Source organism: Cronobacter sakazakii (genome assembly GCF_000982825.1).
Lineage (GTDB): Bacteria > Pseudomonadota > Gammaproteobacteria > Enterobacterales > Enterobacteriaceae > Cronobacter > Cronobacter sakazakii.
In genome coordinates this window covers 846,087-868,790 of sequence record NZ_CP011047.1, presented here as the reverse complement: position 1 = coordinate 868,790, position 22,704 = coordinate 846,087, and the positions used below count along the sequence as shown (strand labels likewise).

The 22,704-nt window shown below is 58.6% G+C and carries 23 protein-coding genes; 12 read left to right on the top strand and 11 right to left on the bottom strand.

Annotated elements, in window-relative coordinates; genetic code table 11:
- Positions 1–3 precede the first annotated feature (3 nt).
- The 3 genes from rhaD (at position 4) to rhaM (ending at position 2,408) form a co-directional block, all read left to right on the top strand.
- Complete coding sequence (rhaD, locus tag CSK29544_RS04045) at positions 4–828, top strand: rhamnulose-1-phosphate aldolase (RefSeq protein ID WP_007899222.1); 825 nt, start codon at positions 4–6, stop codon at positions 826–828.
- Positions 829–948: 120 nt separating this feature from the next.
- Positions 949–2,097: a lactaldehyde reductase gene (gene fucO, locus CSK29544_RS04040; protein WP_004385152.1), complete on the top strand. Its 1,149-nt coding sequence runs from the start codon at positions 949–951 to the stop codon at positions 2,095–2,097.
- Positions 2,094–2,408, top strand: coding sequence for an L-rhamnose mutarotase (rhaM, locus tag CSK29544_RS04035; RefSeq protein WP_014729852.1), 315 nt, complete (start codon positions 2,094–2,096; stop codon positions 2,406–2,408). Before fucO ends, rhaM begins: the two co-directional genes overlap by 4 nt.
- Positions 2,409–2,590: 182 nt before the next feature.
- Here rhaM and CSK29544_RS04030 read toward each other — a convergent pair whose 3' ends face one another.
- The 4 genes from CSK29544_RS04030 to CSK29544_RS04015 all read right to left on the bottom strand — a co-directional run bounded on the left by CSK29544_RS04030 (position 2,591) and on the right by CSK29544_RS04015 (position 7,783).
- Positions 2,591–3,853: an MFS transporter gene (locus CSK29544_RS04030; protein ID WP_007899216.1), complete on the bottom strand. Its 1,263-nt coding sequence runs from the start codon at positions 3,851–3,853 to the stop codon at positions 2,591–2,593.
- 57 nt (positions 3,854–3,910) lie between these two features.
- On the bottom strand, positions 3,911–6,034 hold the full coding sequence (locus CSK29544_RS04025; RefSeq protein WP_029039312.1) for an alpha-galactosidase: 2,124 nt from the start codon (positions 6,032–6,034) through the stop codon (positions 3,911–3,913).
- 117 nt (positions 6,035–6,151) lie between these two features.
- The gene (locus tag CSK29544_RS04020; RefSeq protein WP_007899204.1) at positions 6,152–7,159 is read right to left on the bottom strand and encodes a LacI family DNA-binding transcriptional regulator; all 1,008 of its coding nucleotides are present in this window, start codon (positions 7,157–7,159) and stop codon (positions 6,152–6,154) included.
- A 75-nt stretch (positions 7,160–7,234) separates the two neighbouring features.
- A complete protein-coding gene (locus tag CSK29544_RS04015) occupies positions 7,235–7,783 on the bottom strand; it encodes a helix-turn-helix domain-containing protein (protein ID WP_007899201.1) in 549 nt (182 codons plus the stop codon).
- Positions 7,784–7,888: 105 nt separating this feature from the next.
- Here CSK29544_RS04015 and CSK29544_RS04010 point away from each other — a divergent pair, with 105 nt between their 5' ends.
- Positions 7,889–8,548 carry an AzlC family ABC transporter permease gene (locus CSK29544_RS04010; RefSeq protein WP_085959009.1) on the top strand — a complete coding sequence of 220 codons (660 nt, stop codon included), beginning with the start codon at positions 7,889–7,891 and terminating at the stop codon, positions 8,546–8,548.
- Complete coding sequence (locus CSK29544_RS04005; RefSeq protein WP_007899196.1) at positions 8,548–8,871, top strand: AzlD domain-containing protein; 324 nt, start codon at positions 8,548–8,550, stop codon at positions 8,869–8,871. The genes CSK29544_RS04010 and CSK29544_RS04005 overlap by 1 nt, the downstream gene beginning before the upstream one ends.
- A 38-nt stretch (positions 8,872–8,909) precedes the next feature.
- Here the strand turns inward: CSK29544_RS04005 and CSK29544_RS04000 are convergent, their stop codons facing one another.
- Positions 8,910–9,119 (bottom strand): YdgH/BhsA/McbA-like domain containing protein, encoded by a 210-nt coding sequence (locus tag CSK29544_RS04000; protein WP_007899193.1) that lies wholly within the window; start codon positions 9,117–9,119, stop codon positions 8,910–8,912.
- A gap of 130 nt (positions 9,120–9,249) precedes the next feature.
- Complete coding sequence (fdhD, locus tag CSK29544_RS03995; protein ID WP_004385161.1) at positions 9,250–10,092, bottom strand: formate dehydrogenase accessory sulfurtransferase FdhD; 843 nt, start codon at positions 10,090–10,092, stop codon at positions 9,250–9,252.
- Positions 10,093–10,257: 165 nt separating this feature from the next.
- Between fdhD and fdnG the strand changes: the two genes are divergently transcribed.
- Genes fdnG through fdhE form a run of 4 tightly spaced genes read left to right on the top strand, consistent with a single transcriptional unit; the run spans position 10,258 to position 15,781 of the window.
- A complete protein-coding gene (gene fdnG / locus CSK29544_RS03985; RefSeq protein WP_087601230.1) occupies positions 10,258–13,308 on the top strand; it encodes a formate dehydrogenase-N subunit alpha in 3,051 nt (1,016 codons plus the stop codon).
- A gap of 12 nt (positions 13,309–13,320) precedes the next feature.
- Entirely contained in the window at positions 13,321–14,223 is a 903-nt protein-coding gene (fdxH, locus tag CSK29544_RS03980) for a formate dehydrogenase subunit beta (protein WP_004385164.1), read from the top strand.
- Positions 14,220–14,855 (top strand): formate dehydrogenase cytochrome b556 subunit, encoded by a 636-nt coding sequence (gene fdoI, locus CSK29544_RS03975; RefSeq protein WP_004385165.1) that lies wholly within the window; start codon positions 14,220–14,222, stop codon positions 14,853–14,855. The genes fdxH and fdoI overlap by 4 nt, the downstream gene beginning before the upstream one ends.
- Positions 14,852–15,781 (top strand): formate dehydrogenase accessory protein FdhE, encoded by a 930-nt coding sequence (gene fdhE, locus CSK29544_RS03970; RefSeq protein WP_007871963.1) that lies wholly within the window; start codon positions 14,852–14,854, stop codon positions 15,779–15,781. Before fdoI ends, fdhE begins: the two co-directional genes overlap by 4 nt.
- 32 nt (positions 15,782–15,813) lie before the next feature.
- Here fdhE and CSK29544_RS03965 read toward each other — a convergent pair whose 3' ends face one another.
- The 4 genes from CSK29544_RS03965 to CSK29544_RS24165 form a co-directional block, all read right to left on the bottom strand.
- Complete coding sequence (locus CSK29544_RS03965; protein ID WP_007853639.1) at positions 15,814–16,188, bottom strand: type II toxin-antitoxin system VapC family toxin; 375 nt, start codon at positions 16,186–16,188, stop codon at positions 15,814–15,816.
- Between the two features lie 3 nt (positions 16,189–16,191).
- On the bottom strand, positions 16,192–16,410 hold the full coding sequence (locus tag CSK29544_RS22425; protein ID WP_237718973.1) for a hypothetical protein: 219 nt from the start codon (positions 16,408–16,410) through the stop codon (positions 16,192–16,194).
- Positions 16,411–16,594: 184 nt separating this feature from the next.
- The gene (locus CSK29544_RS03960) at positions 16,595–17,419 is read right to left on the bottom strand and encodes an AraC family transcriptional regulator (RefSeq protein ID WP_007899185.1); all 825 of its coding nucleotides are present in this window, start codon (positions 17,417–17,419) and stop codon (positions 16,595–16,597) included.
- 36 nt (positions 17,420–17,455) lie between these two features.
- Entirely contained in the window at positions 17,456–17,650 is a 195-nt protein-coding gene (locus CSK29544_RS24165) for a hypothetical protein (protein WP_131824814.1), read from the bottom strand.
- A gap of 29 nt (positions 17,651–17,679) precedes the next feature.
- Between CSK29544_RS24165 and CSK29544_RS03955 the strand changes: the two genes are divergently transcribed.
- Both CSK29544_RS03955 and CSK29544_RS03950 read left to right on the top strand, forming a co-directional pair.
- Positions 17,680–19,083 (top strand): MFS transporter, encoded by a 1,404-nt coding sequence (locus CSK29544_RS03955; RefSeq protein WP_007899184.1) that lies wholly within the window; start codon positions 17,680–17,682, stop codon positions 19,081–19,083.
- Positions 19,084–19,094: 11 nt separating this feature from the next.
- Positions 19,095–21,062: a glycoside hydrolase family 127 protein gene (locus tag CSK29544_RS03950; protein ID WP_007899181.1), complete on the top strand. Its 1,968-nt coding sequence runs from the start codon at positions 19,095–19,097 to the stop codon at positions 21,060–21,062.
- Positions 21,063–21,074: 12 nt separating this feature from the next.
- Here the strand turns inward: CSK29544_RS03950 and CSK29544_RS03945 are convergent, their stop codons facing one another.
- Positions 21,075–21,674, bottom strand: a complete 600-nt coding sequence (locus tag CSK29544_RS03945) for a LysE family translocator (protein ID WP_007899179.1) — start codon at positions 21,672–21,674, stop codon at positions 21,075–21,077.
- Between the two features lie 156 nt (positions 21,675–21,830).
- On the opposite strand from CSK29544_RS03945, the gene CSK29544_RS03940 reads away from it, so the two are divergent.
- Entirely contained in the window at positions 21,831–22,700 is an 870-nt protein-coding gene (locus CSK29544_RS03940; RefSeq protein WP_007872521.1) for an ROK family protein, read from the top strand.
- The last annotated feature ends 4 nt before the right edge of the window (positions 22,701–22,704 follow it).

Below are 22,704 nucleotides of genomic sequence, written 5' to 3'. Positions count from 1 at the left end.
TTCATGCAACGCATTCTCTCTTCCTGGTTTATTCAGGGGATGGTTAAAGCCACCAGCGATATGTGGCTGAAAGGCTGGGACGAACGTAACGGCGGTAACGTGAGCCTGCGCCTTGACGCAGCCGACGTGGAGCCTTACCGCGACGAGTTTTACCCTGCGCCACGCTGCGTGGAGCTGAGCCAGCCGCGCACGGAACTCGCGGGCTGCTGGTTTCTCGTGACCGGCTCCGGGAAGTTTTTCCGTAACGTGCAGCTCGACCCGGCAGACACGCTGGTGCTGCTGCAAATCACCGATGACGGTATGGCGTATCACATTCACTGGGGGCTCAGTAACGGCGGCCTGCCGACATCGGAGCTGGCGTCGCATTTTCAGTCGCACGCGGTACGCAAAGCGGTCTCCGGCGGCAAGGACCGCGTGATTATGCACTGTCACGCCACGAACCTGATTGCGCTGAGCTTTGTGCTGGAACTGGATGAAGCGCGCTTTACGCGCCTGTTGTGGGAAGGCAGCACCGAATGCCTGGTGGTGTTCCCGGACGGCATCGGCATTGTGCCGTGGATGGTGCCGGGCACCGATGGCATCGGCAGCGCCACGTCGGCGCAGATGAAAACCCACACGCTGGTGCTGTGGCCGCATCACGGTATTTTCGGCACCGGGCCGACGCTTGATGAGGCGTTCGGGCTTATCGATACCGCCGAGAAATCCGCCGAGATCCTGGTCAAGGTGTTGTCGATGGGCGGCATGAAGCAGACCATCACGCGCGAGGAGTTGATTGCGCTCGGCGAGCGTTTTGGCGTGACGCCGCACGCGGGTGCCATCGCGCTGTAACCGGGCGGGTGTGTGGAGGCAGACGGTGGGTGCGCTGCGCTTACCCACCCTACCCATCCTCAATGTAGGGCGGTTAAGCAAAGCGCACCCGCCATTACCGTAAAAGCAAGGAGAAGCTGCATGAGCTTTATGTTGGCACTGCCCAAAATTAGCCTGCATGGCGCAGGCGCTATCGAAGACATGGTGAAACTGGTGGCGAATAAAGCCTGGGGCAAGGCGCTTATCGTCACCGACGGACAACTGGTTAAACTCGGCCTGCTCGATAGCCTCTTTGCCGCACTGGATACGCATCAGCTTTCATACGAGCTGTTTGATGACGTTTTTCCGAACCCCACCGAAGCGCTGGTGCAGCGCGGCTTCGCAATCTGGCGCAATGCGCAATGCGACTACCTGATTGCCTTCGGCGGCGGCAGCCCCATCGACACTGCTAAAGCCATCAAAATTCTCACCGCCAATCCAGGCGCGTCCATCGATTACGCAGGCGTAGGTCATGTCAAAAACCCTGGCGCACCGCTGGTAGCGATTAACACCACGGCCGGAACGGCGGCGGAAATGACCAGCAATGCGGTGATCACCAACGAGGCGCGGCGGGTCAAAGAGGTGATTATCGACCCGAATCTGATCCCCGATATCGCCGTGGATGACGCAAGCGTGATGCTGGATATTCCGCCCGCCATCACCGCCGCGACCGGCATGGACGCGCTGACCCACGCGGTCGAGGCGTTTGTCTCGGTGGGTGCGCACCCGCTGACCGACGCCAACGCGCTGGAGGCGATTCGCCTGATTAACGAGTGGCTGCCAAAGGCGGTGGAGGACGGGCACAATCTGGAGGCGCGCGAGCAGATGGCGTGCGGTCAGTATCTGGCGGGCATGGCGTTTAACAGCGCGGGCTTAGGCCTGGTACATGCGCTGGCGCACCAGCCGGGCGCGACGCACAACCTGCCGCACGGCGTCTGCAACGCGATTTTGCTACCCGTTATTGAAAATTTTAACCGCCCGCGCGCCGTGAAGCGGTTTGCGCGCGTGGCGCAGGCGATGGGCGTCGATACCCGTGACATGAGCGATGAACAGGCGAGCCATGAAGCCATCAACGCGATCCGCGCGCTGTCGGCGCGTGTCGGCATTCCCTCCGGCTTCAGCCAGCTTGGTGTGACGAAAGCGGATATCGAAGGCTGGCTTGATAACGCGCTGGCTGACCCTTGCGCGCCGTGCAACCCGCGCGTCGCTTCACGCGACGAGGTCCGCGAGCTCTATCTGGAGGCGTTATGATCCGCAAAGCGTTTGTAATGCAGGTAAACCCCGACGCGCACGACGAGTATCAGCGCCGCCATTCCCCCATCTGGCCGGAGCTTGAAGCGGTGTTGAAAGCGCACGGCGCGCACCATTACGCCATCTGGCTTGATGCGCAGCGTCATTTGCTCTTCGCGACGGTCGAGATAGAGAGCGAGGCGCGCTGGAACGCCGTGGCGCAAACCGAGGTGTGCCAGCGCTGGTGGAAGCATATGCGCGAGATTATGCCGTCCAACCCGGATAACAGCCCGGTGAGCCAAGAGTTGAAAAACGTGTTTTATCTGGAGTGAGCGTGGGTGTGTATGAATGGCGGGTGCGCTTCGCTTACCCGCCCTACGAGAGATTTAATTTGGGAACTGGCGGGCGCGCTCCGCTTACCCGCCCTACGGTTAATGCAATGCCGTGTGTGATGTAGGGCGGGTAAGCAAAGCGCACCCGCCGTCATTACGGTTATAAATGATAAACGCCAACCTTACGCCTTCACCGTCTCTTCTGACACCACCGCCTGCCGCGTGTTTGTGAGCGTAAACGCCGACACCACCGTTATCGCGAGCACAAAGCTGCCGAGAATCAGATAGGTATCCTGAAACCCTATCCGGTCATACATCGTGCCGGCGAAGGCGGAGAGAAAAATCGCCGCCATCTGCTTGGCAAACTGAAAACCAATCAGATAAATGGTCGCCGACAGGCGCGTGTCGAACACGCCGGTAATGTATTTAAACGCGCCCACCAGCAGGAACGGCACTTCCAGCGCGTGCAGCATTTTTAGCGCCACGATTTCATAAACGTTCGTGGCAAACGCCGAGCCGATAATACGCGTGGCCATAATCGTGCCCGCAATCAGCAGCGTGTTCTTCGCGCCGATGCGGTTAATGATCCACGGTGAGCAGAACATAATGATGGCGTTACACAACTCACCGGCCGTGGTGGCGAAACCAAACGCCTGCGTGCCCGCCTGCGGCGTTGGGAAGAACGATTTAAAAAACGTGGCGAACTGCTGGTCAAACACGTCATACACGCACGCCACGCCGACCACATAGAGAATAAACATCCACAGCTTCGGCAGGCGGAACAGGCCCAGCGCCATTTTCGCCGTCACCTGCGGCTGGTTAGCGCCGAGCGCGTTCATCACCTGCGCCGTCTGATTGGCGCGAGGACGCGCGAATAGCAGCAGCCCCATCAGCACCAGCGCCGCGCTGGAGCCCATCCAGAACACGATGGCCGGGTTGACGTTAAACAGCATCCCCGCCGTCGAGGCGCACAGCCCCCAGCCGAGGCAGCCAAACATGCGCGCCTTGCCATATTCAAAACCGCTGCTGCGGCTCACGCGCTCAATGTATGCCTCAATCGCCCCGGCACCGGAGGAGAAGCAAAAGCCGATATACAGCCCGCCCATCAGCGCGCCGAGCCAGATATTCACCTTCAGCAACGGCCCGAACACCCACAGGAAGAACGGCGCGAACAGCACCAGCAAGGTGGTGATAATCCACAGCAGATGTTTTTTTAAGCCCAGCTTGTCGGAAATCACGCCCAGCACCGGCTGAAACGCAATGGCGAACAGCGACATACAGGAGAACACAATGCCGGTATCGGTTTTGTTCAGGCCAATCACATCCGACAGCCAGATAGGCAGAAACGGAAAGCAGGTGGCCATGATGAAGAAGTAGAAAAAGAAGAAGAGACCAAAGATCCAGAAGTTCGGGTTATGTTTTGGGGTACAGACGGTATTTTTCATTATTGTCGCCCTTAGAAGACCAGACCATTGAGGTGCCGCTTTCACGGCACCCGCCTGTTACACGCGCTCAAACGCGATAAGCATCGCGGTTTCCGGGTCGAGCACCGGCAGTTGCAGCCCCGCCTGCGCCAGCCATTCGCCGCTGGCGCTGACAGGCTCGCTCATCCAGCCCGGCAGTTTGCGCATGGTGTGGCCGCCTTCGCCGGTCAACTGAATATTCGGATGATCCACCAGCCGCACCTGGTAACGGGCCTGCGGATCGAGCCCCGGCACGCGCAGCGCGCCTGGCAGCGTGTAATCCGGCATCGCCAGCTGGCTTACCAGAAACAGCCCCTGCGTCTTATCCTGACTGACGACGCCCTGCACCTGCGTGGCGGCGTCCGGCATCTCCACGCGCCACAGGTCTCCGGTGTGGATCAGCTCACGCCATTCCTTATAAAGCGCGGCATAGCGCTGATAGCCCGCCGCCTCCTGCTCGCCAGCGCTGACTGGGTCCAGCTCCAGCCCCATATGACCGAACAGCGCCGTCAGGCCGCGAAACTCAATGCTGTGCAGGCGGAACGTCGCGTGGCAGCGCGGGTTGCCGATATGCGCGCCCATCACTTCCGGCGGGAAGAAGTAGCTCATGCCGCGCTGGATGGTGTTGCGCTCCAGCGCGTCGTTGTTGTCGGAGGCCCAGAAGCGGTGCGTGCGCGTCAGCACTTCGAAATCGATACGCCCACCGCCGGATGCGCAGGACTCAAATTCAACGTGCGGGAAACGCGCGCGCAGCGCATCCAGCAGGCGATAGAACTGACGCGTCTGGGCGTCTGCCGCCGCTTTGCCCGCGTGGCCCGGCTGCACCAGCTCGCGGTTCATGTCCCACTTCACGTAATCAACCGGATGCTCGCCCAGAAGCCAGCTCATGCGTTCCAGCAGGTAATCGAAGGCGGCAGGAATGTTGAGATTAAGCACCCACTGATGGCGTCCGGTAGTTTTCGGGTAGCCCGGCAGCGCCAGCACCCAGTCCGGGTGCGCACGGTAAAGATCGGAATCGGGGTTGATCATCTCCGGCTCCACCCAGATGCCGAACTCCATCCCGAGACTTTTCACGTGATTAATCACCGGCATCAGGCCGTCCGGGTATTTCTGCTCATCGAGATACCAGTCGCCGAGCGCCGCGTGGTCGTCGTTGCGGCCCTTAAACCAGCCGTCGTCAATGATAAAGCGCTCCACGCCGAGCGCCGCGGCCCTGGTCGCCATCTGCATGATGTATTCCGGCTGATGGTCGAAGTAGATCCCCTCCCAGGTGTTAAGGTGCACCGGGCGCGGTTTGTTGCCAGGAAAACGGATGATTTCCTTACGCAGAAAGCGGTGAAACTGCTGGCTCATGCCGTTCAGACCGCGCGTGGAGTGGCTCGCGTAGAGCCAGGGCGTGTGCAGCGTCTCGCCGGTCGCCAGCGCCATTTCGCCCGGCAGATAGAGCGCCTCGGCCTGGAGATAGCGCCGCCCGTCGGTTTTCGCTTCGCACTTCAGCCGGTGGTTGCCGCTCCACCCAAGATGCACGCCCCAGACGTCGCCGTGCTGCTCGCCAAAACCCGGCGTACCAGCGATAAGCGCCGGAAAATGCTCGTGCGAGGTGCGCCCGCGGCGGTTCTCCAGCACAAAGCCGTCATGGCTTAACGTCACGCGGTGCGGCTGGAACTCACGTATCCAGCGGCCATGAAACGCCATCACTTCAAACGCCCGCTCCGCCACCGGCAGCGTGACCGCGAAACGATCCACCTGCCAGGCGCCGTCGCGCAGATTGGTCAGGCCGTGGCGCACTTTCAGCACGCCGCTGTCGCCGAGCGAAAGCTCGCTCACGAGCCGCAGCCCGGCGGTGGCGTCTTCGCTGGTAATCACCAGCGTCTGCCCGTTCTGGTTGACGTCCTGCGTGGTAAACACCGGCGAGGCGTCCAGCCCGTTGCGGTGCCCTTCCAGTCCCGGCGCGCCAAACAGCCCGTGGCCGTTCTCCGCCATTAACGTGACGGGTGAATCGGTATCCAGACGGCCATTAGCCACCGGGCGCACGAGGCTCGCACAATCGTGCTCCGAAAAGTGCGCAAGATGCGGCCCCCAGTAGAGAATTTCAGCGAACGGGTGCGTTTTGATAACAACATCGGTTGTGGGGCTGGTGAGTCGATGAATGCGGGTTTCCATAAAAGCATCTCCGGTAAAAGAATGCTTTTACTGTTGATCCGAAACGTTTCGGATGCCAACCAAAACGTTTCGGATGTGTGATCTGCACGGAATTTTGCTTAAGAAAATGCCGAGGGTTTAGTCAGCGGGATGAAGCGTGCTGCCTTCCAGAAAATCGGGTTGCCAGAGCACCTGAAGCTGTTCTGCGGGCTCGCCCGCGATAAGACGCTGCACCATGTCGGCGATTTGTCGCCCCACGCCTTCGCGCGTGGACTGAATGACCGCCGCCACATCCATCTCCACGATGCTGTCAGGCGGCAGACCGTCATAGACCACCAGCGAAACCGCCCCTTCGCCCTGCAAGCGATTAAGCGTTTGCAGCGCCATCGCGGCCCCGTCGCCGAGCGAGTTGCAGTCGGTCACAATGGCCGTCGGCGGGGCGGGCAGCGCCATCAGTTCCAGCACCGCTTTATAGCCCGCGCGGCGGGTGGGCGGGAGCATCCGCAGGCCGCTGTCATCAAGCTGATGCGCTTTCAGCGCGTCTCGCCAGCCCTCGCGGCGCTGGGTGATAAACGCCTGGCTGTTGTGCTCGCCAAGCATCGCGATGCGCCGGTGCCCGAGACGGATTAACCGCTCGGTGGCCTGATGCGTACCGGCGTAGTTATCGAAATCAAACCAGGCGTAGGGTTGCGGCAACCGGCTGCGTCCGAGCGCCAGGAAAGGAAAATTCACCGTCTGAAGCTGCTGCAAACGTGGGTCGTTATCGAGCGTATGCGCCACAATCAGCGCGTCCACGCGGCGGCTTTGCACCAGACGCATATAGCTGTGGCTGTCTGCGAGATCGTCATCGGCAATCAGCAGCAAATCGACCTCATGTTGCGCCAGTTCGCGGCTTATCTCACCCACCATCTCCATAAAGACGCTGTTATTGAGCGGCACGGGATGTACGGGAAAGACCAGCCCGACGGCGTCGATTTTGCCCATTTTCAGGCGACGCGCGAACGTGTTTGGCCGGTAGCCGCGTCGCGCCGCTTCAGCCTCCACCCGCGCGCGGGTTTCCTGAGAAACGTCGTCGTAGCCGTTCAGCGCGCGGCTGACGGTGGTGACGGAGAGGCCAAGTTGTGCGGCGATTGCTTTAAGCGACATAAGTTAAGTGCCTGATTGCAGGGTGCGTAAGAGTGTCGCCTGGGGTGGCGCAGGCGTCCACAGATTCTGTAGGGCTTAATTCTGTTCCGCCACCAGAATTGCCTGAGTATCCGGCTCCAGCGCGCGAAAAACGTGCGCCCGATCGGCCGGGTAACAGATGTAATCCCCGGCGTGCAGCTCTTCCGGCGCTTCCGCGAGCCCGACCAGCGCGCGCCCCTGCGTCACGATGATATGTTCCACCGAGCCCGTCGGGTGCGGCTGTGACAGACGCTCGCCTTCCGGCTGCGTCAGCAGCAGATAGATATCGCGACGCGCGCCCGGCGGGCAGGTCGCCAGTAAAATCGCCTGGTAATTGGCGAGTTCCGCGACGACTTTCGGCCCTTCACCGCGGCGGATCACCTGCGTTTGGTTGGCCTGCGGTTCCATCAGGCGGGCAAAAGGAATATCAAGCGCCACGCATAGCGCCCAGAGCGTCTCCAGGCTCGGATTACCGTTACCGGCTTCCAGCTGCGACAGCGTGGATTTAGCGATCCCCGCGCGGCGAGCCACTTCGGCCAGCGACAACCCGGCGCGCGTGCGTTCGCGCACCAGACTTTGAGCAATCACGGTAATGGGCTGTGTCATGTCGGGTTCCCTCGTTCGTTAAAATGAACGAACGTTCGTGTTGAAAATAGACAGCGGCATGTTCATTATAATGTTCATTCGTTCGTTATAGGTGAAAAACGTATGATTCTGCACCGGTTCGCCTGCCTTAAAGGCGACATTATAAAGGCTATTGTGCTGGTCTGTCTGGCCGTTGGCGTGGTCGGGATTTCTTATGGCACGCTCGCGATGGCTTATGGCTTCGCGATGTGGGTGCCGCTGTTGCTGTCCATCTCGGTACTGGCAGGCGCGTCGGAGTTTATTTTTATCGGCATCGTCGCAAGCGGCGGTAACCCGCTGGCCGCGGCGGCGGCAGGGCTGCTGGTTAACGCGCGCCACCTGCCGTTTGGCATCACGGTGCGGGATCTGGTGGGCCGGGGCGCAAAAAGATTGCTGGGCTCACACATCATGAATGATGAAAGCGTGGTGTTCGGGTTATCGCAACAGACACCTGAAACGCGTAAAGCGGCGTACTGGCTGTGCGGGCTTGGCGTGGCGCTGTGCTGGCCGCTTGGCGTTGTGATCGGCGTGGCGATGGGCACGCTGCTGCCCGCACCGGAAACCATCGGTCTTGACGCCGTTTTCCCGGCGATTTTACTTGCGCTGGTACTCCCTGCCCTGAAAAACAGAACCACGCTTATCCGCGCAGGCAGCGGCGCGGCGCTCTCGCTTGCCGCCGTGCCGTTTGCGCCGGTCGGGCTGCCGGTGCTGCTCTCGCTGGCAGGCTTACTCACGAGGAAGAAATAATGGCGAGTACCATGATGATTCTGGCCGGGATCGGTGTGCTCTCTGTCGGCACGTATCTGATGCGCTTTGGCGGGGCGAAACTCGGTAACAAGCTTGCGCTGAGTGAGCGCGCGCAGGCGCTGCTCTCTGATGCGGCAACGACGTTACTGTTTGCCGTGGCGCTGGCGGCGACGTTTTACGAAGGTGAAAGCTTTGCGGGTATGGCGAGGGTGCTGGGTGTGGCGTTCGCGATCTTTCTGGCCTGGCGCAAGGCGCCGTTAATCGTGGTGATTTTTGCGGCGGCGGTGGTTACCGCGCTGCTGCGTCTGGCGGGCATGCCATAAAAAAAGCGCCCGCAGGCGCTCTTTCGACAACTTCTGGCTTATTTGTTCAGTTCAGCAGTCATGTGGACCTGATTGCCGGTGAACGCTTCGGTGATTTTGTACGTCGCGCCCATCTGCTCGGCCTGCGCGGCGATTTTAGCTTTTGCGCCAGAAAGCGTGGTATCGGTCGCGGTGATGGACTGGCCAGCGAAAGCGCCGAAAGCGGTAGCAAGCGTCATAACTGCAACAAAAGATTTGATAGTGTTCATTGTGAAATTCCTTCCGTTTTGATGTGAGTGAGAAGGCGAATTGCCTTCAATGTGTGTAATAGTAGACCTGCACATCGGAAACCAAAAGCGGAAGGATTTGCCGTTCTTTTTCAGAAAAACTGAACAAAAATCACGCGTTTTTATCGCCTGCGATCAGGCGCTGGGGATGCGTGTAAATCGTCGCGCGGCCAGGGCGTGAAAAGCCCACCAGCGTCAGGTTGCAGCGCTCGGCGACCTCCACGGCGAGCGTGGTGGCGGCGGAGACCGCAAAGAGAATTTCCACGCCGCAGGTCGCGGCTTTCTGCACCATTTCATAGCTGGCGCGACTCGACACCAGCACCGCGCCCTGCTGCCACGCTTCACGCGCGCGTCGGCCGAGCAGTTTATCGAGCGCCACGTGACGCCCGACATCTTCATGCCCGCCCGCAATGTCGCCCTGCGGGGTCAGCCAGGCGGCGGCGTGCGTACAGCCGGTGAGCTCGCCGACAGGCTGGACGCTGGCGAGCTGACGCAGCGCGCCGTCGAGGTTATCGAGCGAGAAAGTTTGCGTGAACGGCAGCGGAGCCAGAGGACGCACAATATCGTTAAGCTGTTCCACACCGCAGACGCCGCAGCCGGTTCGCCCCGCCAGATTACGGCGGCGCGCTTTCAGCTCCATAAAGCGACGACTGGAAAGTTCCACCTGAATTTCGATACCATTACACCCATGGATAATATCCATGCCGTAAATTTCGTGTGAAGATTCGACAATTCCTTCCGATAACGAAAATCCAAGGGCGAAGATTTCCAAATCTTTGGGAGACGCCATCATCACGACGTGCGAGATACCGTTGTAGACCAGCGCTACCGGCACTTCTTCCGCCAGCCAGTCCGGCTCGGTGGTGGTGAGGTTCTCTCTTTTCCAGAGCGGAAGGGAACGAGCGGCCGTGACATCGGTCACGTTTTGCAACAGTTCTGGATGGTTCTTATTCACTTTTTATTAACCGTCTGAAACAGCCTCAGCAACATTGTGGTATTCTGTTGCCCCTAATCCCTCCTCGTTAAGAAGGGAATTACGATTGTGAACCGTTGCGGCGGCATCCGCAAAAGAAAAACCATACGACTTACTTTGTGACAATGTCTGAACAAGGAGCAATCCATGCAGGTCAGCAGAAGGCAGTTCTTTAAGATCTGCGCTGGCGGTATGGCAGGCACCACGGCAGCCGCACTGGGATTTGCTCCCAGCGTCGCGCTGGCGGAAACACGGCAATATAAACTGCTGCGCACCCGCGAAACCCGTAATACCTGTACGTACTGCTCCGTCGGCTGTGGGCTGTTGATGTATAGCCTCGGCGACGGCGCGAAAAACGCGAAATCCTCGATTTTCCACATCGAAGGGGACCCGGATCATCCGGTCAACCGCGGGGCGCTTTGCCCGAAAGGCGCAGGTCTGGTGGATTTCATCCACTCCGAATCGCGTCTGAAATACCCTGAATACCGCGCGCCTGGCTCCGATAAATGGCAGCGCATCAGCTGGGACGAGGCGTTTAATCGCATCGCGAAGCTGATGAAAGAAGACCGCGACGCGAACTTTATCGCGCAAAACGCCGAAGGCACCACCGTTAACCGCTGGCTCTCCACCGGTATGCTGTGCGCCTCCGCTTCCAGTAACGAAACCGGCTATTTAACCCAGAAATTTACCCGCGCCCTCGGCATGTTAGCCGTGGATAACCAGGCGCGTGTCTGACACGGACCAACGGTAGCAAGTCTTGCTCCAACATTTGGTCGCGGTGCGATGACCAACCACTGGGTTGATATGAAGAACGCCAACCTCATCGTCGTGATGGGTGGGAACGCGGCAGAAGCGCATCCGGTGGGATTCCGCTGGGCGATGGAAGCCAAGATCCACAATGGCGCGAAGCTTATCGTTATTGACCCGCGCTTTACGCGCACGGCGTCGGTGGCCGATTTCTATACGCCTATCCGTTCCGGTACTGACATCGCTTTCCTGTCAGGCGTACTGCTGTACCTGCTGAACAACAACAAGTTTAACCGCGAATATGTCGAGGCCTACACCAACGCCAGCCTGATCGTGCGTGAAGATTACGGTTTCGATGACGGCCTGTTTACCGGCTACGACGCGGAAAAACGCAAATATGACAAAACCAGCTGGCACTATGAGCTGGACGAAAAAGGCTTCGCAAAACGCGATACCACGCTCTCGCACCCGCGCTGCGTCTGGAACCTGCTGAAAACGCACGTCTCCCGCTACACGCCGGATGTCGTTGAGAATATCTGTGGTACGCCGAAAGCCGATTTCCTGAAGGTGTGCGAATACATCGCCGAAACCAGCGTACACGACAAAACCGCGTCGTTCCTGTATGCGCTCGGCTGGACGCAGCACTCCGTGGGTGCCCAGAACATCCGTACGATGGCCATGATCCAGCTGCTGCTGGGTAATATGGGTATGGCGGGCGGCGGCGTGAATGCGCTTCGCGGACACTCCAACATTCAGGGTCTGACCGACCTCGGTCTGCTGAGCCAGAGCCTGACCGGCTACATGTCGCTGCCAAGCGAAAAACAGGCCGATCTGCAAACCTACCTGACCGCCAACACGCCGAAACCGCTGCTGGAAGGCCAGGTGAACTACTGGGGCAACTACCCGAAATTCTTCGTTTCGCTGATGAAAGCCTTCTATGGCGATAAAGCGACGGCGGAGAACAGCTGGGGCTTCGACTGGTTGCCGAAGTGGGATAAAGGCTACGACGTCCTGCAATATTTCGAGATGATGCACCAGGGCAAAGTCAACGGCTACATCTGCCAGGGCTTTAACCCGGTCGCCTCGTTCCCGAACAAAAACAAAGTGGTCGCTTCACTCTCAAAACTGAAGTTCCTGGTGACTATCGATCCGCTCAATACCGAGACCTCTACCTTCTGGCAGAACCACGGCGAGCAGAACGATGTCGATCCGGCGAGCATTCAGACCGAAGTGTTCCGCCTGCCGTCCACCTGCTTTGCCGAAGAGAACGGATCTATCGTGAACTCCGGCCGCTGGCTGCAGTGGCACTGGAAAGGTCAGGACGCGCCGGGCGAAGCGCTGAACGACGGCGAAATCCTGGCTGGTATCTTCCTGCGCCTGCGTAAGATGTACGCCGAGCAGGGCGGCGCATGCCCGGAACAAGTCCTTAACATGAGCTGGAACTATTCGACGCCGGAAAACCCGTCGCCGGAAGAAGTGGCCATGGAGAGCAACGGTAAAGCGCTGGCGGATATCATCGATCCGGTGACCGGCAACGTGCTGGCGAAGAAAGGCGATCAGCTGGGCACCTTCGCGCATCTGCGTGACGACGGCACCACCTCAAGCGGCTGCTGGATCTTCGCCGGCAGCTGGACGCCGGACGGCAACCAGATGGCGCGCCGCGACAACGCCGATCCGTCAGGCCTTGGCAATACGCTGGGCTGGGCATGGGCGTGGCCGCTGAACCGCCGCATTCTGTATAACCGCGCCTCCGCGGATCCGCAGGGCAAACCGTGGGACCCGAAACGTCAGCTTCTCTCTTACGCCAACGGCAAGTGGGTCGGCGCCGATATCCCGGACTACAGCACCGCGCCTCCGGGCAGCGATGTCGGTCCGTTTATCATGCAGCCGGAAGGCATGGGCCGCCTGTTCGCCATCGACAAAATGGCGGAAGGCCCGTTCCCGGAACACTACGAGCCGTTCGAGACGCCGCTTGGCACCAACCCGCTGCACCCGAACGTGGTGTCTAACCCGGCGGCGCGCGTGTTCAAAGGCGATCTGGAAGCGATGGGCAAAGCGGATAAGTTCCCGTATGTCGGCACCACGTACCGTCTGACCGAGCATTTCCACTACTGGACCAAGCACGCGCTGTTAAACGCCATCGCGCAGCCGGAACAGTTTGTGGAAATCGGCGAGAAACTCGCCGGTAAGCTTGGCATCGCGCAGGGCGATACCGTGAAAGTCTCCTCCAACCGCGGCTATATCAAAGCCAAGGCGGTGGTGACCAAGCGTATTCGCACGCTCAACGTGAACGGCAAACAGGTGGATACCATCGGTATTCCAATCCACTGGGGTTACGAAGGGGTCGCGAAGAAAGGCTTTATCGCCAACACGCTGACGCCGTTCGTGGGCGACGCCAACACCCAGACGCCGGAATTTAAGGCGTTCCTGGTGAACGTGGAAAAGGTGTAACGGAGACGACTTATGGCTTATCAATCGCAAGACATTATCCGTCGTTCCGCGACTAACGGTTTCACGCCCGCGCCGCAGGCGCGGGACCACCAGCAGGAAGTGGCGAAGCTTATCGACGTAACCACCTGTATCGGCTGTAAAGCCTGTCAGGTGGCCTGTTCCGAGTGGAACGATCTGCGTGACGAAGTCGGTCATAACGTCGGGGTGTATGACAACCCGGCGGATCTGACCGCCAAGTCCTGGACCGTGATGCGCTTCTCGGAAGTGGAGCAGAACGACAAACTGGAATGGCTTATCCGCAAGGATGGCTGTATGCACTGCGCCGATCCGGGCTGCCTGAAGGCGTGCCCGTCGGAAGGCGCTATCATTCAGTATGCCAACGGTATCGTCGATTTTCAGTCTGAACAGTGCATCGGCTGCGGCTACTGCATCGCGGGCTGTCCGTTCGACGTCCCGCGCCTGAACCCGGAAGATAACCGCGTCTACAAATGCACCCTGTGCGTGGATCGCGTAACCGTGGGCCAGGAGCCGGCGTGCGTGAAGACCTGTCCGACCGGCGCTATCCACTTTGGCACCAAAGAGGATATGAAACAGCTGGCAGGCGAGCGCGTGGCGGAGCTGAAAACCCGTGGTTACGAAAACGCGGGCCTGTACGATCCGGCAGGCGTTGGCGGTACGCACGTGATGTACGTGCTGCACCACAACGACAAGCCGAACCTGTATCACGGCCTGCCGGAGAACCCGGAAATCAGCGAAGCCGTTAAGTTCTGGAAAGGCATCTGGAAACCGCTCGCCGCCATCGGCTTTGCGGCGACCTTCGCCGCCAGCGTCTTCCACTACGTCGGTATCGGTCCAAACCGCGCCGAGGAAGATGAAGACAATCTGCACCATGACGATGATGAGGTGCGTAAATGAAAAGACGTGACACCATCGTGCGCTACAGCGCGCCAGAGCGAATCAACCACTGGATCACCGCCTTCGCCTTCGTGCTGGCGGCGGTGAGCGGGCTGGGGTTCTTTTTCCCCTCCTTCAACTGGCTGATGAACATTCTTGGCACGCCGCAGCTGGCGCGCATCCTCCACCCCTTCGTTGGGGTGGTGATGTTCGTTTCGTTTATGCTGATGTTTTTCCGTTACTGGCACCACAACCTCATTAACCGTGACGATATTCTGTGGGCAAAAAACATCCACAAAATCGCCATGAACGAGGAAGTGGGCGATACCGGGCGCTATAATTTCGGTCAGAAGTGCGTCTTCTGGGCGGCCATCCTGCTGCTTCTGCTGTTACTGGCAAGCGGCGTGGTTATCTGGCGTCCGTGGTTCGCGCCGATGTTCCCCATCCCGGTGATTCGCCTGGCGCTGCTGGCGCATTCATTTGCCGCGGTGGCCTTAATTGTGGTTATCATGGTGCATATTTACGCGGCCCTGTGGGTCAAAGGCACCATTACCGCCATGGTGGAAGGCTGGGTTACCAAAACCTGGGCGAAGAAACACCACCCGCGCTGGTATCGCGAAGTGCGCGAGAAACAGGAAAAATCATCTGAATGAGTATTCGCATCATCCCGCAAGACCAGCTGGAGAAGAGCGATAAACGTACGGCGGAAGTGATTCCGCCGTTATTGTTCCCCAGACTGAAAAATCTCTATAACCGCCGCGCCGCACGCCTGCGCGAGCTGGCTGAAAATAATCCGCTGGGCGATTACCTGCGTTTTGCCGCGCTTATCGCGCATGCCCAGGAGGTGGTGCTCTATGACCACCCGCTGGAGATGGATTTGACGGCACGCATCAAAGCAGCCGCGGAACAGGGCAAGCCTCCGCTCGATATTCACGTGCTGCCGCGCGACGGCCACTGGCAGAAGCTGTTGCAGTCGCTGATTGCCGAGCTGAAGCCGGAGATGAGCGGCCCGGCGCTGGCGGTTATCGAAAATCTCGAAAAAGCCTCGGCGCAGGAGCTGGAAACCATGGCGAGCGCCCTGTTCAGCGCCGATTTCAGCGCGGTGAGCAGCGACAAAGCCCCGTTTATCTGGGCAGCGCTGTCGCTCTACTGGGCGCAGATGGCGAGCCTTATCCCCGGCAAAGCGCGGGCGGAATATGGCGAAGCGCGCCAGTTCTGCCCGGTCTGCGGCAGCATTCCGGTCTCCAGCATGGTGCATATTGGCTCAAGCCAGGGGCTGCGCTACCTGCACTGCAACCTGTGCGAAACGGAATGGCACGTGGTGCGCGTTAAATGCAGCAACTGCGAGCAAACCCGCGATTTGCACTACTGGTCGCTGGAGAGCGAGCAGGCGGCCATTAAAGCCGAAAGCTGCGGCGACTGCGGGACTTACCTGAAGATCCTGTATCAGGAAAAAGACCCGAACGTGGAGCCGGTGGCGGATGACCTCGCCTCACTGGTGCTTGACGCCCGCATGGAGCAGGAAGGCTTCGCCAGGAGCTCCATCAACCCGTTCCTGTTCCCGGGAGAGGGTGAGTAAGCCTTGTCTGTAGCCCGCTCGTTCAGGGCGGGCTAGTTCAGAACATAGGGAATTTCTGCTCCTGTTACCCCTTCAAAATCCTTGCTGTTGCGCGTAAGCAACATGCGCGAGTGCACCTGCGCAGTAGCAAGAATAATGGCATCTGGTAATTTCATTCCGCACTGTCGGCGAATTTCTACGCTGCGTTCCGCGACGGATAATGACACCGGCAGGACAGTAAAAGTAGCCAGGACCTCACGTGTTTGTTGTTCCTGATGATGCTTACGCGCGCCTACCATCACTTCGATCCAGGTAATCAGGCTAATGGCACGATTTTCCGGAAATCGCCCTAACGTTTGCCGTGCCTTTTCGTGACCACTAAAAAGATCGATCAAGATATTGGTATCAAAAACGGCGAGCATACCCATTGCTTACCACTCGCTACGCAAACTGCGCTCATAACTCAGGCCATCCTCAGCGTTAACGCCCCACAGACCCAGCGCGTCATGCAACACATCCTTTTTTTGCTGGTCAGAAGAATATTCTCCCTTACTGCAGACGCGAGGTGTACGTAACAGTTGAGAAGGTATGTTAAGCGCCTCGGGGCAACGAATCGGCTCACCGGACGGCTCGCGAGAAATTCTGCTCACAACAATCTCCTTAATCACCACAGCTTCTTTCCTCCTGATATACCGACAACGACTTAAGACAGAACGGCACCAGGCAAGGTTACCATCGGCAACAACAGACGCGAACACCCGCCACCATGAACATTTCCCTTCTGCGATCCTCCTTCCGTAATAATTTGTTCCATTACATCAACGGGATAAATGTTTAGTCGGAGTTGATATGCTCTTTGCAGTATCGCTTTTTCCAGGCAGCCGGAGTGAGGCCGTGATGACGGCGAAAAACCCGCCGGAAATAGCCGACATCTGGAAAACCACAGTTTTTGGCTACTTCGCAAAGCGAGAGCGAGTCGTTAATCAGCTGTTTTTCCGCAGCGATGACCCGCTGATGCTGCACCGCCTCGGTGATGGTCAGGCGAAACGTCTGGCGATAGACGCGCCCCAGGTAATCCGCGTTGCAGTGCAGGCTCGCGGCGAGGGTTGAGGTAGAGAGCGGCAGATGATATTGCGTACGGATAAGCTGTTGAGCCTTCCAGGCGAGCGCCGCGCCACTGCCCTCTGTGGGTTGCACATCGCCTGCGCTGGCGCACAGTTGCTGGAGTATTAATAACAAAATAATTTCCAGCGCCAGCGTGCGCGTGACATTTTCCTGCTCATTCAGAAACTGACGAAACAGCGAAATAATATGCTGCGGCTCGCGCGCCCGACAATGTTGAGGAACGGACAATAAAGATAAATCGCAGCCCGCTTTATTTTGAGCTGGAGGATAATACTCAAAATGCAGCCAGTAAAATTTCAGATCCGCTGGAAATATGCCAACGCCCTGATGTTCTCTTCCAGGCCATAATAGTAAGCTTTCTCCCGCGTTAACCTCAAAAATCGTCTCTTCTTCGCGGATCGTAAGCGTCCCTTTTTCAACAAAAATGATTTCCCATGAGTCGAGCCTGCGCGCAGGGTGCTGGCCAACGCCACGGGAGATAAAGCGCCCGCCGTTTTGCACTTTCACCGGTAAATTAATATTTATTTCAAACATATAACACCATGACCACGCGAATCATTTTATCCGATCTTAGCGGCTGAAGCGGCGGGCGAGGATTTTTTTAAGCGCGAGGGGATCTGCTTCACAATTTTGCCAGCAGGTCGGAATCGTCCCTTTTTTATACTTTCCCGTTGCCTTGTTGCCCGGCGTATCGCATGCAGAATCAATAACGTGACTGGCCAGTGACACTTTACCCCGGCAAATAAGCGGTTTTATTTCTGGCATAACTTATCCGATAACGCGAGGCGTTAATCATGAATGCTACTTCTGTTACGACAGCGGATATTTCCGTCGCCGCTGTGAGTGAAAAGCTGTCGCTGCGGGAAAAAATAGGCTACGGATTAGGCGACGCGGGCGGCACGATTATTACCTGCCTGATCATGAATTTTCTGACCTTCTTTTACACCGATGTTTTTGGGCTGACTCCCGCGCTGGTGGGCACGCTGTTTATGGCCCTGCGCGTTTTCGACGCCATCTCCGACCCGGTAATGGGCGTTATCGCCGACCGCACGCAGAGCCGCTGGGGACGCTTTCGCCCGTGGCAGCTGTGGGTGGCAGTGCCCATCGGCGTTATTGGCGTACTCACGTTTACCGTGCCGGAAGCCAGTACGGGCGTCAAAATTGCCTGGGCATTCGGGACATATCTTTTGCTGTCTGTCAGCTATACCGCCATCAACGTGCCTTATTGCGCGTTGATCAATACCATGACCACGCGTCATCACGAAGTGCTGGCCTGTCAATCCTGGCGCTTTGTGTTATGCGGCGTGGCAGGGTTTCTGGTCTCGGTGGGGCTGCCATGGCTCGTCAAAGCACTGGGCGAGGGCAACGCCGCCCGCGGCTGGCAACTCGGCGTTGGCGTGCTGTGCGCCGTGGCGGTCGTGATGTTCCTGTGCTGCTTCTTTTGGGTGCGCGAACGCGTTTCGCTGGCGCTGATGGGGAAATTTACGCTGCGCGAGCATTTTGCCGGGCTGCGTAATAACGATCAGCTTCTACTGATGCTGGTGATGTCATTCCTGCTGATTAACGTGTTTAACATTCGCGGCGGCGGGTATATGTACTTCATCACCTATGTGCTTCAGGGCAGCACTGCTTATACCTCGCTGTTTTTCACTATGGTGACGTTCGCCGCCGTTGCCGGTGCGATGATAGTTAGCCCGCTGTCGCGCCGTGTCGACACCGTTAAGCTCTATTTCCATACTAATCTTATCCTGGCGGCGTTGGCCGTCGCGATGTGGCTACTGCCCGCAAGCCCGGCGCATCAGCACCTTTGGCTTGCCGTTATCCTCGGCAACGGCATTATTCTCGGCTTCACGCTGCCGCTGCACTTTTCCCTGATGGCGTTTGCCGACGATTACGGCGAGTGGAAAACCGGCGTGCGTTCGTCGGGAATGAATTTCGCATTTAACCTCTTTTTCATCAAGCTCGCCTGGGCGTCCAGCGCCGGCATTATCAGCTTGGTATTTATTGTAGTGGCCTATCAACCCGGTGCCGAAAACCAGACGGCCGCGTCGCTCCAGGGGATGACGGCCATGGAGAGCCTGCTGCCTGCGTTGTTTCATCTGCTGCTGGCGATCACGATTCGCTGGTGCAAACTCAATAATCCGCTGATGGCGCGCATTTCCGGCGATTTGCGCCAGCGCCACGTGCAACCCTCCTGAAGGAAATCATCATGACTCAACCAGACGTGCATGAAATCTCCCTGCATTATCTGAAAATCACCGATCCGTTTCTCGGCCAATATCAGCAACTGGTGCGGGACGTAGTAATCCCGTATCAGTGGGACGCGCTTAACGATCGCCTTCCCGAGGCGGAGCCGAGCCACGCCATTTCCAACTTTCGGATAGCCGCGGGTCTTGAGCACGGCGAGTTCTATGGCATGGTCTTTCAGGACAGCGATGTGGCGAAATGGCTGGAGGCCGTAGCCTGGTCTCTGTGCCAGAAGCCGGACGCCACGCTTGAAAAAACCGCCGACGAGGTGATTGAACTGGTTGCGGCGGCGCAATGCGACGACGGCTATCTGAACACCTATTTCACCGTAAAAGCGCCTGGCGAGCGCTGGACCAACCTCGCTGAATGCCACGAACTCTATTGTGCCGGTCATATGATTGAGGCAGGCGTCGCGTTCTGGCAGGCCACCGGCAAACGCCGCCTGCTTGGCGTAGTGTGCCGTCTTGCCGATCACCTCTGTCAGGTTTTCGGTCCCGGTGAGAATCAGCTTCACGGCTATCCCGGTCACCCGGAAATTGAACTGGCATTGATGCGCCTGTATGAAGCCACGCAGGAGCCGCGCTACCAGGCGCTGGCACGCTACTTTGTCGAGCAGCGCGGGACGCAGCCGCACTTTTACGATATCGAATACGAAAAACGCGGCCGCACCTCTTACTGGAACACTTATGGGCCGGCCTGGATGGTGCAGGATAAAGCCTACAGCCAGGCGCACCAGCCGCTGGCAGAGCAGACGCGCGCCGTGGGCCACGCGGTGCGCTTCGTCTATCTCATGACAGGCGTCGCGCATCTGGCGCGCCTGAGCGGCGACGAAGAAAAACGCCGGGCCTGCCTGCGGTTATGGGAAAATATGGCGCGCCGCCAGCTTTATATCACTGGCGGTATCGGTTCGCAGAGCAGTGGAGAAGCGTTCAGCACTGATTACGATCTGCCCAACGACACGGTCTATGCGGAAAGCTGCGCCTCGATAGGCCTGATCATGTTCGCCCGCCGGATGCTGGAGATGGAAGGCGACAGCCAGTATGCCGACGTCATGGAGCGTGCGTTGTATAACACTGTGCTCGGAGGGATGGCGCTGGATGGCAAACACTTCTTTTACGTCAATCCACTGGAAGTGCATCCGAAAACGCTGAAATTTAATCATATCTACGATCACGTTAAGCCTGTCCGCCAGCGCTGGTTTGGCTGTGCCTGCTGTCCACCGAATATCGCGCGGCTGCTCACTTCGCTCGGACATTACATCTACACCGCGCGCGAAGATGCGCTGTTTATCAATCTCTACATCGGCAACAACGTTCAGTTGCCGGTCGGTGACAGCACACTGCGGTTACGTATCAGCGGCGATTTCCCGTGGCATGAAGAGGTGCGCATTCATATCGATTCGCCTCGGCCGGTTGAACACACGCTGGCGCTGCGCCTGCCGGACTGGTGCGACGCGCCGCGCGTAATGCTGAACGGTCGCCCCTGTGAAGGCGATATTCGTAAAGGGTATCTCTGGCTGACGCGCACCTGGCACGAAGGCGATACGCTGACGCTGACGCTGCCCATGCCGGTGCGCCGCGTCTACGGCAACCCGCTGGTGCGCCATGTCGCAGGCAAAGTAGCGATTCAGCGCGGGCCGCTGATTTACTGTCTGGAAGAGGCGGACAACGGCAGCGAGCTCCATAACCTGCAACTGCCCGCCACATCGACGTTCCACGAACGGGAAGGAAAAGGCATTTTCGCCCGTCAGGTCTTAATTCAGGCCGAGGGCTGGCGTCAGGCGAGCCCACAGCCCGAATCGCGGCCACTCTGGCAGTATGACCGCTCTCCGGCGCAGGCCACGCCGCAAACGCTGACCTTTATACCGTGGTTTAGCTGGGCCAACCGCGGCGAAGGCGAAATGCGCGTCTGGATAGACGAATGCCGTTAACGCCTCACCCGCCTATTTCAGCATCGCCAGCGCAGAGGAGAGCGTGAGGAAAAACAGAAACAGCCCGCCGCCGGTATCGACGACGACCTTCAGCCAGCGCACCGAAAAGCGGCGCGTGGTCAGCACTATCGCGCCGCCGCACAGCAGCAGCCAGGACGCCATAATGGCGACATGAATGCTGGCGAGCAGCAGATAGTGCGTGAAGGCCGTTCCGGCAAACGCGGGCACCACCGTCAGCCAGAGCAGAATCGCTTTGATGTTAAAAAGATTCGCCAGCAGCGCCTCTTTCACGCCCGCGCCGCGGCCTGTTGTGTGCTGCGGACGCCGCCAGGCCTGAATGCCGCTTACAACAAGCCGCAGCGCCAGCCAGAGCAAATAGAGCGTGCCTGTAAGCTGTAAAGTTTTCATCACGGCCGGGTAGCGCACCAGCAGTTGCGTGACGCCAAGCCCCACCAGCGAGGCGTGAATATAAATGCCGATAAGCGTGCCTGTGATAACGCTGAACACGCCCATAATCCCCCGGTGGATAACATTGTTCATCGCCAGCGTAAAGCTGGCACCGGGAGAGAGTGCCACCGGCGCAATCGCCAGCACAAAACCTGAAATATCCACGCCACCGCCTCTGTTCACATCCGCCGTTACTTAACCACAATCACGACATGCGCGGTATTCACCATAAATAGCGGCAGATTACCTTCCTTTACGTTGCGTTTTCGCAGGTACGCCATACTCAAAAGCGGAACCCGGTTTGTCACAGAAGGAATGACCATGCGTAAGTTTATCGGTTTTGACGTCGGCGGCACGCATATCAAACACGGCCTGATCACCGAGGAGGGCGAGGAGCTTTCCAGCGACGAATATGACACGCACTACGATCCTGACGCGTTTAAAAACGCCTGGCGCGAGACCGTTGAGCATTATCAAAAGCGCGACGAAATAGCCGGTATCGGCGTCAGTTTTCCTGGCTATATCAATCCGCATACCGGCCATGTGCCGAAGGCGGGCGCGCTGACGTTTCTCGACGGCTGCAATCTGCTGGAGCTGTTTGGCGAGTTAACGTCGCTGCCGGTCACGGTGGAAAACGATGCGAACTGCGCGGCGCTTGGCGAGATGTGGCGCGGTGCCGGTCAGCGCTACGAGTCGTTTATCTGCATGACCATCGGCACCGGCATTGGCGGTGGGCTGATACTGAACCGCGAACTTTTGCGCGGCGCGCACTTCCGCGCGGGCGAATTTGGCGTGATCCCGGTTGGCGATAACGGCGAGAATATGCATCAGATCGCCTCCGCGCGCGGGCTGGTGGAGGCGAGCCGCCAGGCGCTGTCGCTGCCGTCAGATGCGCCGCTGCATGGCAAAGAAATTTTCGAGCGTATGGGCGGCGATGTGCATCTGCGTGAAGTGGTGGAGCGCTGGGTCGGTTATCTGGCGCGCGGCGTTTACAGCGTGGTGTCGCTCTACGATCCGCAGGTGGTGCTGATTGGCGGCGGCATCAGCCAGCAGAAAGAACTCTACCCGATGCTTGAACGCACGCTTGAAAAATATAACTTCTGGGATGCGTTGCGGGTGCCCATTCAGCCCTGCCAGCTCGGTAACCAGGCCGGACGCCTGGGCGCGGTGTGGCTCGCGAAACAACAGTAGCCCC

What these genes read in the sequence shown, in the direction of transcription:
- CSK29544_RS03965 (WP_007853639.1), bottom strand. Translation starts at nt 16,188, where the DNA reads ATGGGTATGCTCGCCGTTTTTGATACCAATATCTTGATCGATCTTTTT.
- fdoI (WP_004385165.1), top strand. Translation starts at nt 14,220, where the DNA reads ATGAAAAGACGTGACACCATCGTGCGCTACAGCGCGCCAGAGCGAATC.
- CSK29544_RS04015 (WP_007899201.1), bottom strand. Translation starts at nt 7,783, where the DNA reads ATGACACAGCCCATTACCGTGATTGCTCAAAGTCTGGTGCGCGAACGC.
- CSK29544_RS04005 (WP_007899196.1), top strand. Translation starts at nt 8,548, where the DNA reads ATGGCGAGTACCATGATGATTCTGGCCGGGATCGGTGTGCTCTCTGTC.
- fdxH (WP_004385164.1), top strand. Translation starts at nt 13,321, where the DNA reads ATGGCTTATCAATCGCAAGACATTATCCGTCGTTCCGCGACTAACGGT.
- rhaD (WP_007899222.1), top strand. Translation starts at nt 4, where the DNA reads ATGCAACGCATTCTCTCTTCCTGGTTTATTCAGGGGATGGTTAAAGCC.
- CSK29544_RS04000 (WP_007899193.1), bottom strand. Translation starts at nt 9,119, where the DNA reads ATGAACACTATCAAATCTTTTGTTGCAGTTATGACGCTTGCTACCGCT.
- fucO (WP_004385152.1), top strand. Translation starts at nt 949, where the DNA reads ATGAGCTTTATGTTGGCACTGCCCAAAATTAGCCTGCATGGCGCAGGC.
- CSK29544_RS04025 (WP_029039312.1), bottom strand. Translation starts at nt 6,034, where the DNA reads ATGGAAACCCGCATTCATCGACTCACCAGCCCCACAACCGATGTTGTT.
- rhaM (WP_014729852.1), top strand. Translation starts at nt 2,094, where the DNA reads ATGATCCGCAAAGCGTTTGTAATGCAGGTAAACCCCGACGCGCACGAC.
- CSK29544_RS04020 (WP_007899204.1), bottom strand. Translation starts at nt 7,159, where the DNA reads ATGTCGCTTAAAGCAATCGCCGCACAACTTGGCCTCTCCGTCACCACC.
- CSK29544_RS03955 (WP_007899184.1), top strand. Translation starts at nt 17,680, where the DNA reads ATGAATGCTACTTCTGTTACGACAGCGGATATTTCCGTCGCCGCTGTG.
- CSK29544_RS24165 (WP_131824814.1), bottom strand. Translation starts at nt 17,650, where the DNA reads ATGCCAGAAATAAAACCGCTTATTTGCCGGGGTAAAGTGTCACTGGCC.
- CSK29544_RS03960 (WP_007899185.1), bottom strand. Translation starts at nt 17,419, where the DNA reads ATGTTTGAAATAAATATTAATTTACCGGTGAAAGTGCAAAACGGCGGG.
- fdhE (WP_007871963.1), top strand. Translation starts at nt 14,852, where the DNA reads ATGAGTATTCGCATCATCCCGCAAGACCAGCTGGAGAAGAGCGATAAA.
- CSK29544_RS03950 (WP_007899181.1), top strand. Translation starts at nt 19,095, where the DNA reads ATGACTCAACCAGACGTGCATGAAATCTCCCTGCATTATCTGAAAATC.
- CSK29544_RS03940 (WP_007872521.1), top strand. Translation starts at nt 21,831, where the DNA reads ATGCGTAAGTTTATCGGTTTTGACGTCGGCGGCACGCATATCAAACAC.
- CSK29544_RS04030 (WP_007899216.1), bottom strand. Translation starts at nt 3,853, where the DNA reads ATGAAAAATACCGTCTGTACCCCAAAACATAACCCGAACTTCTGGATC.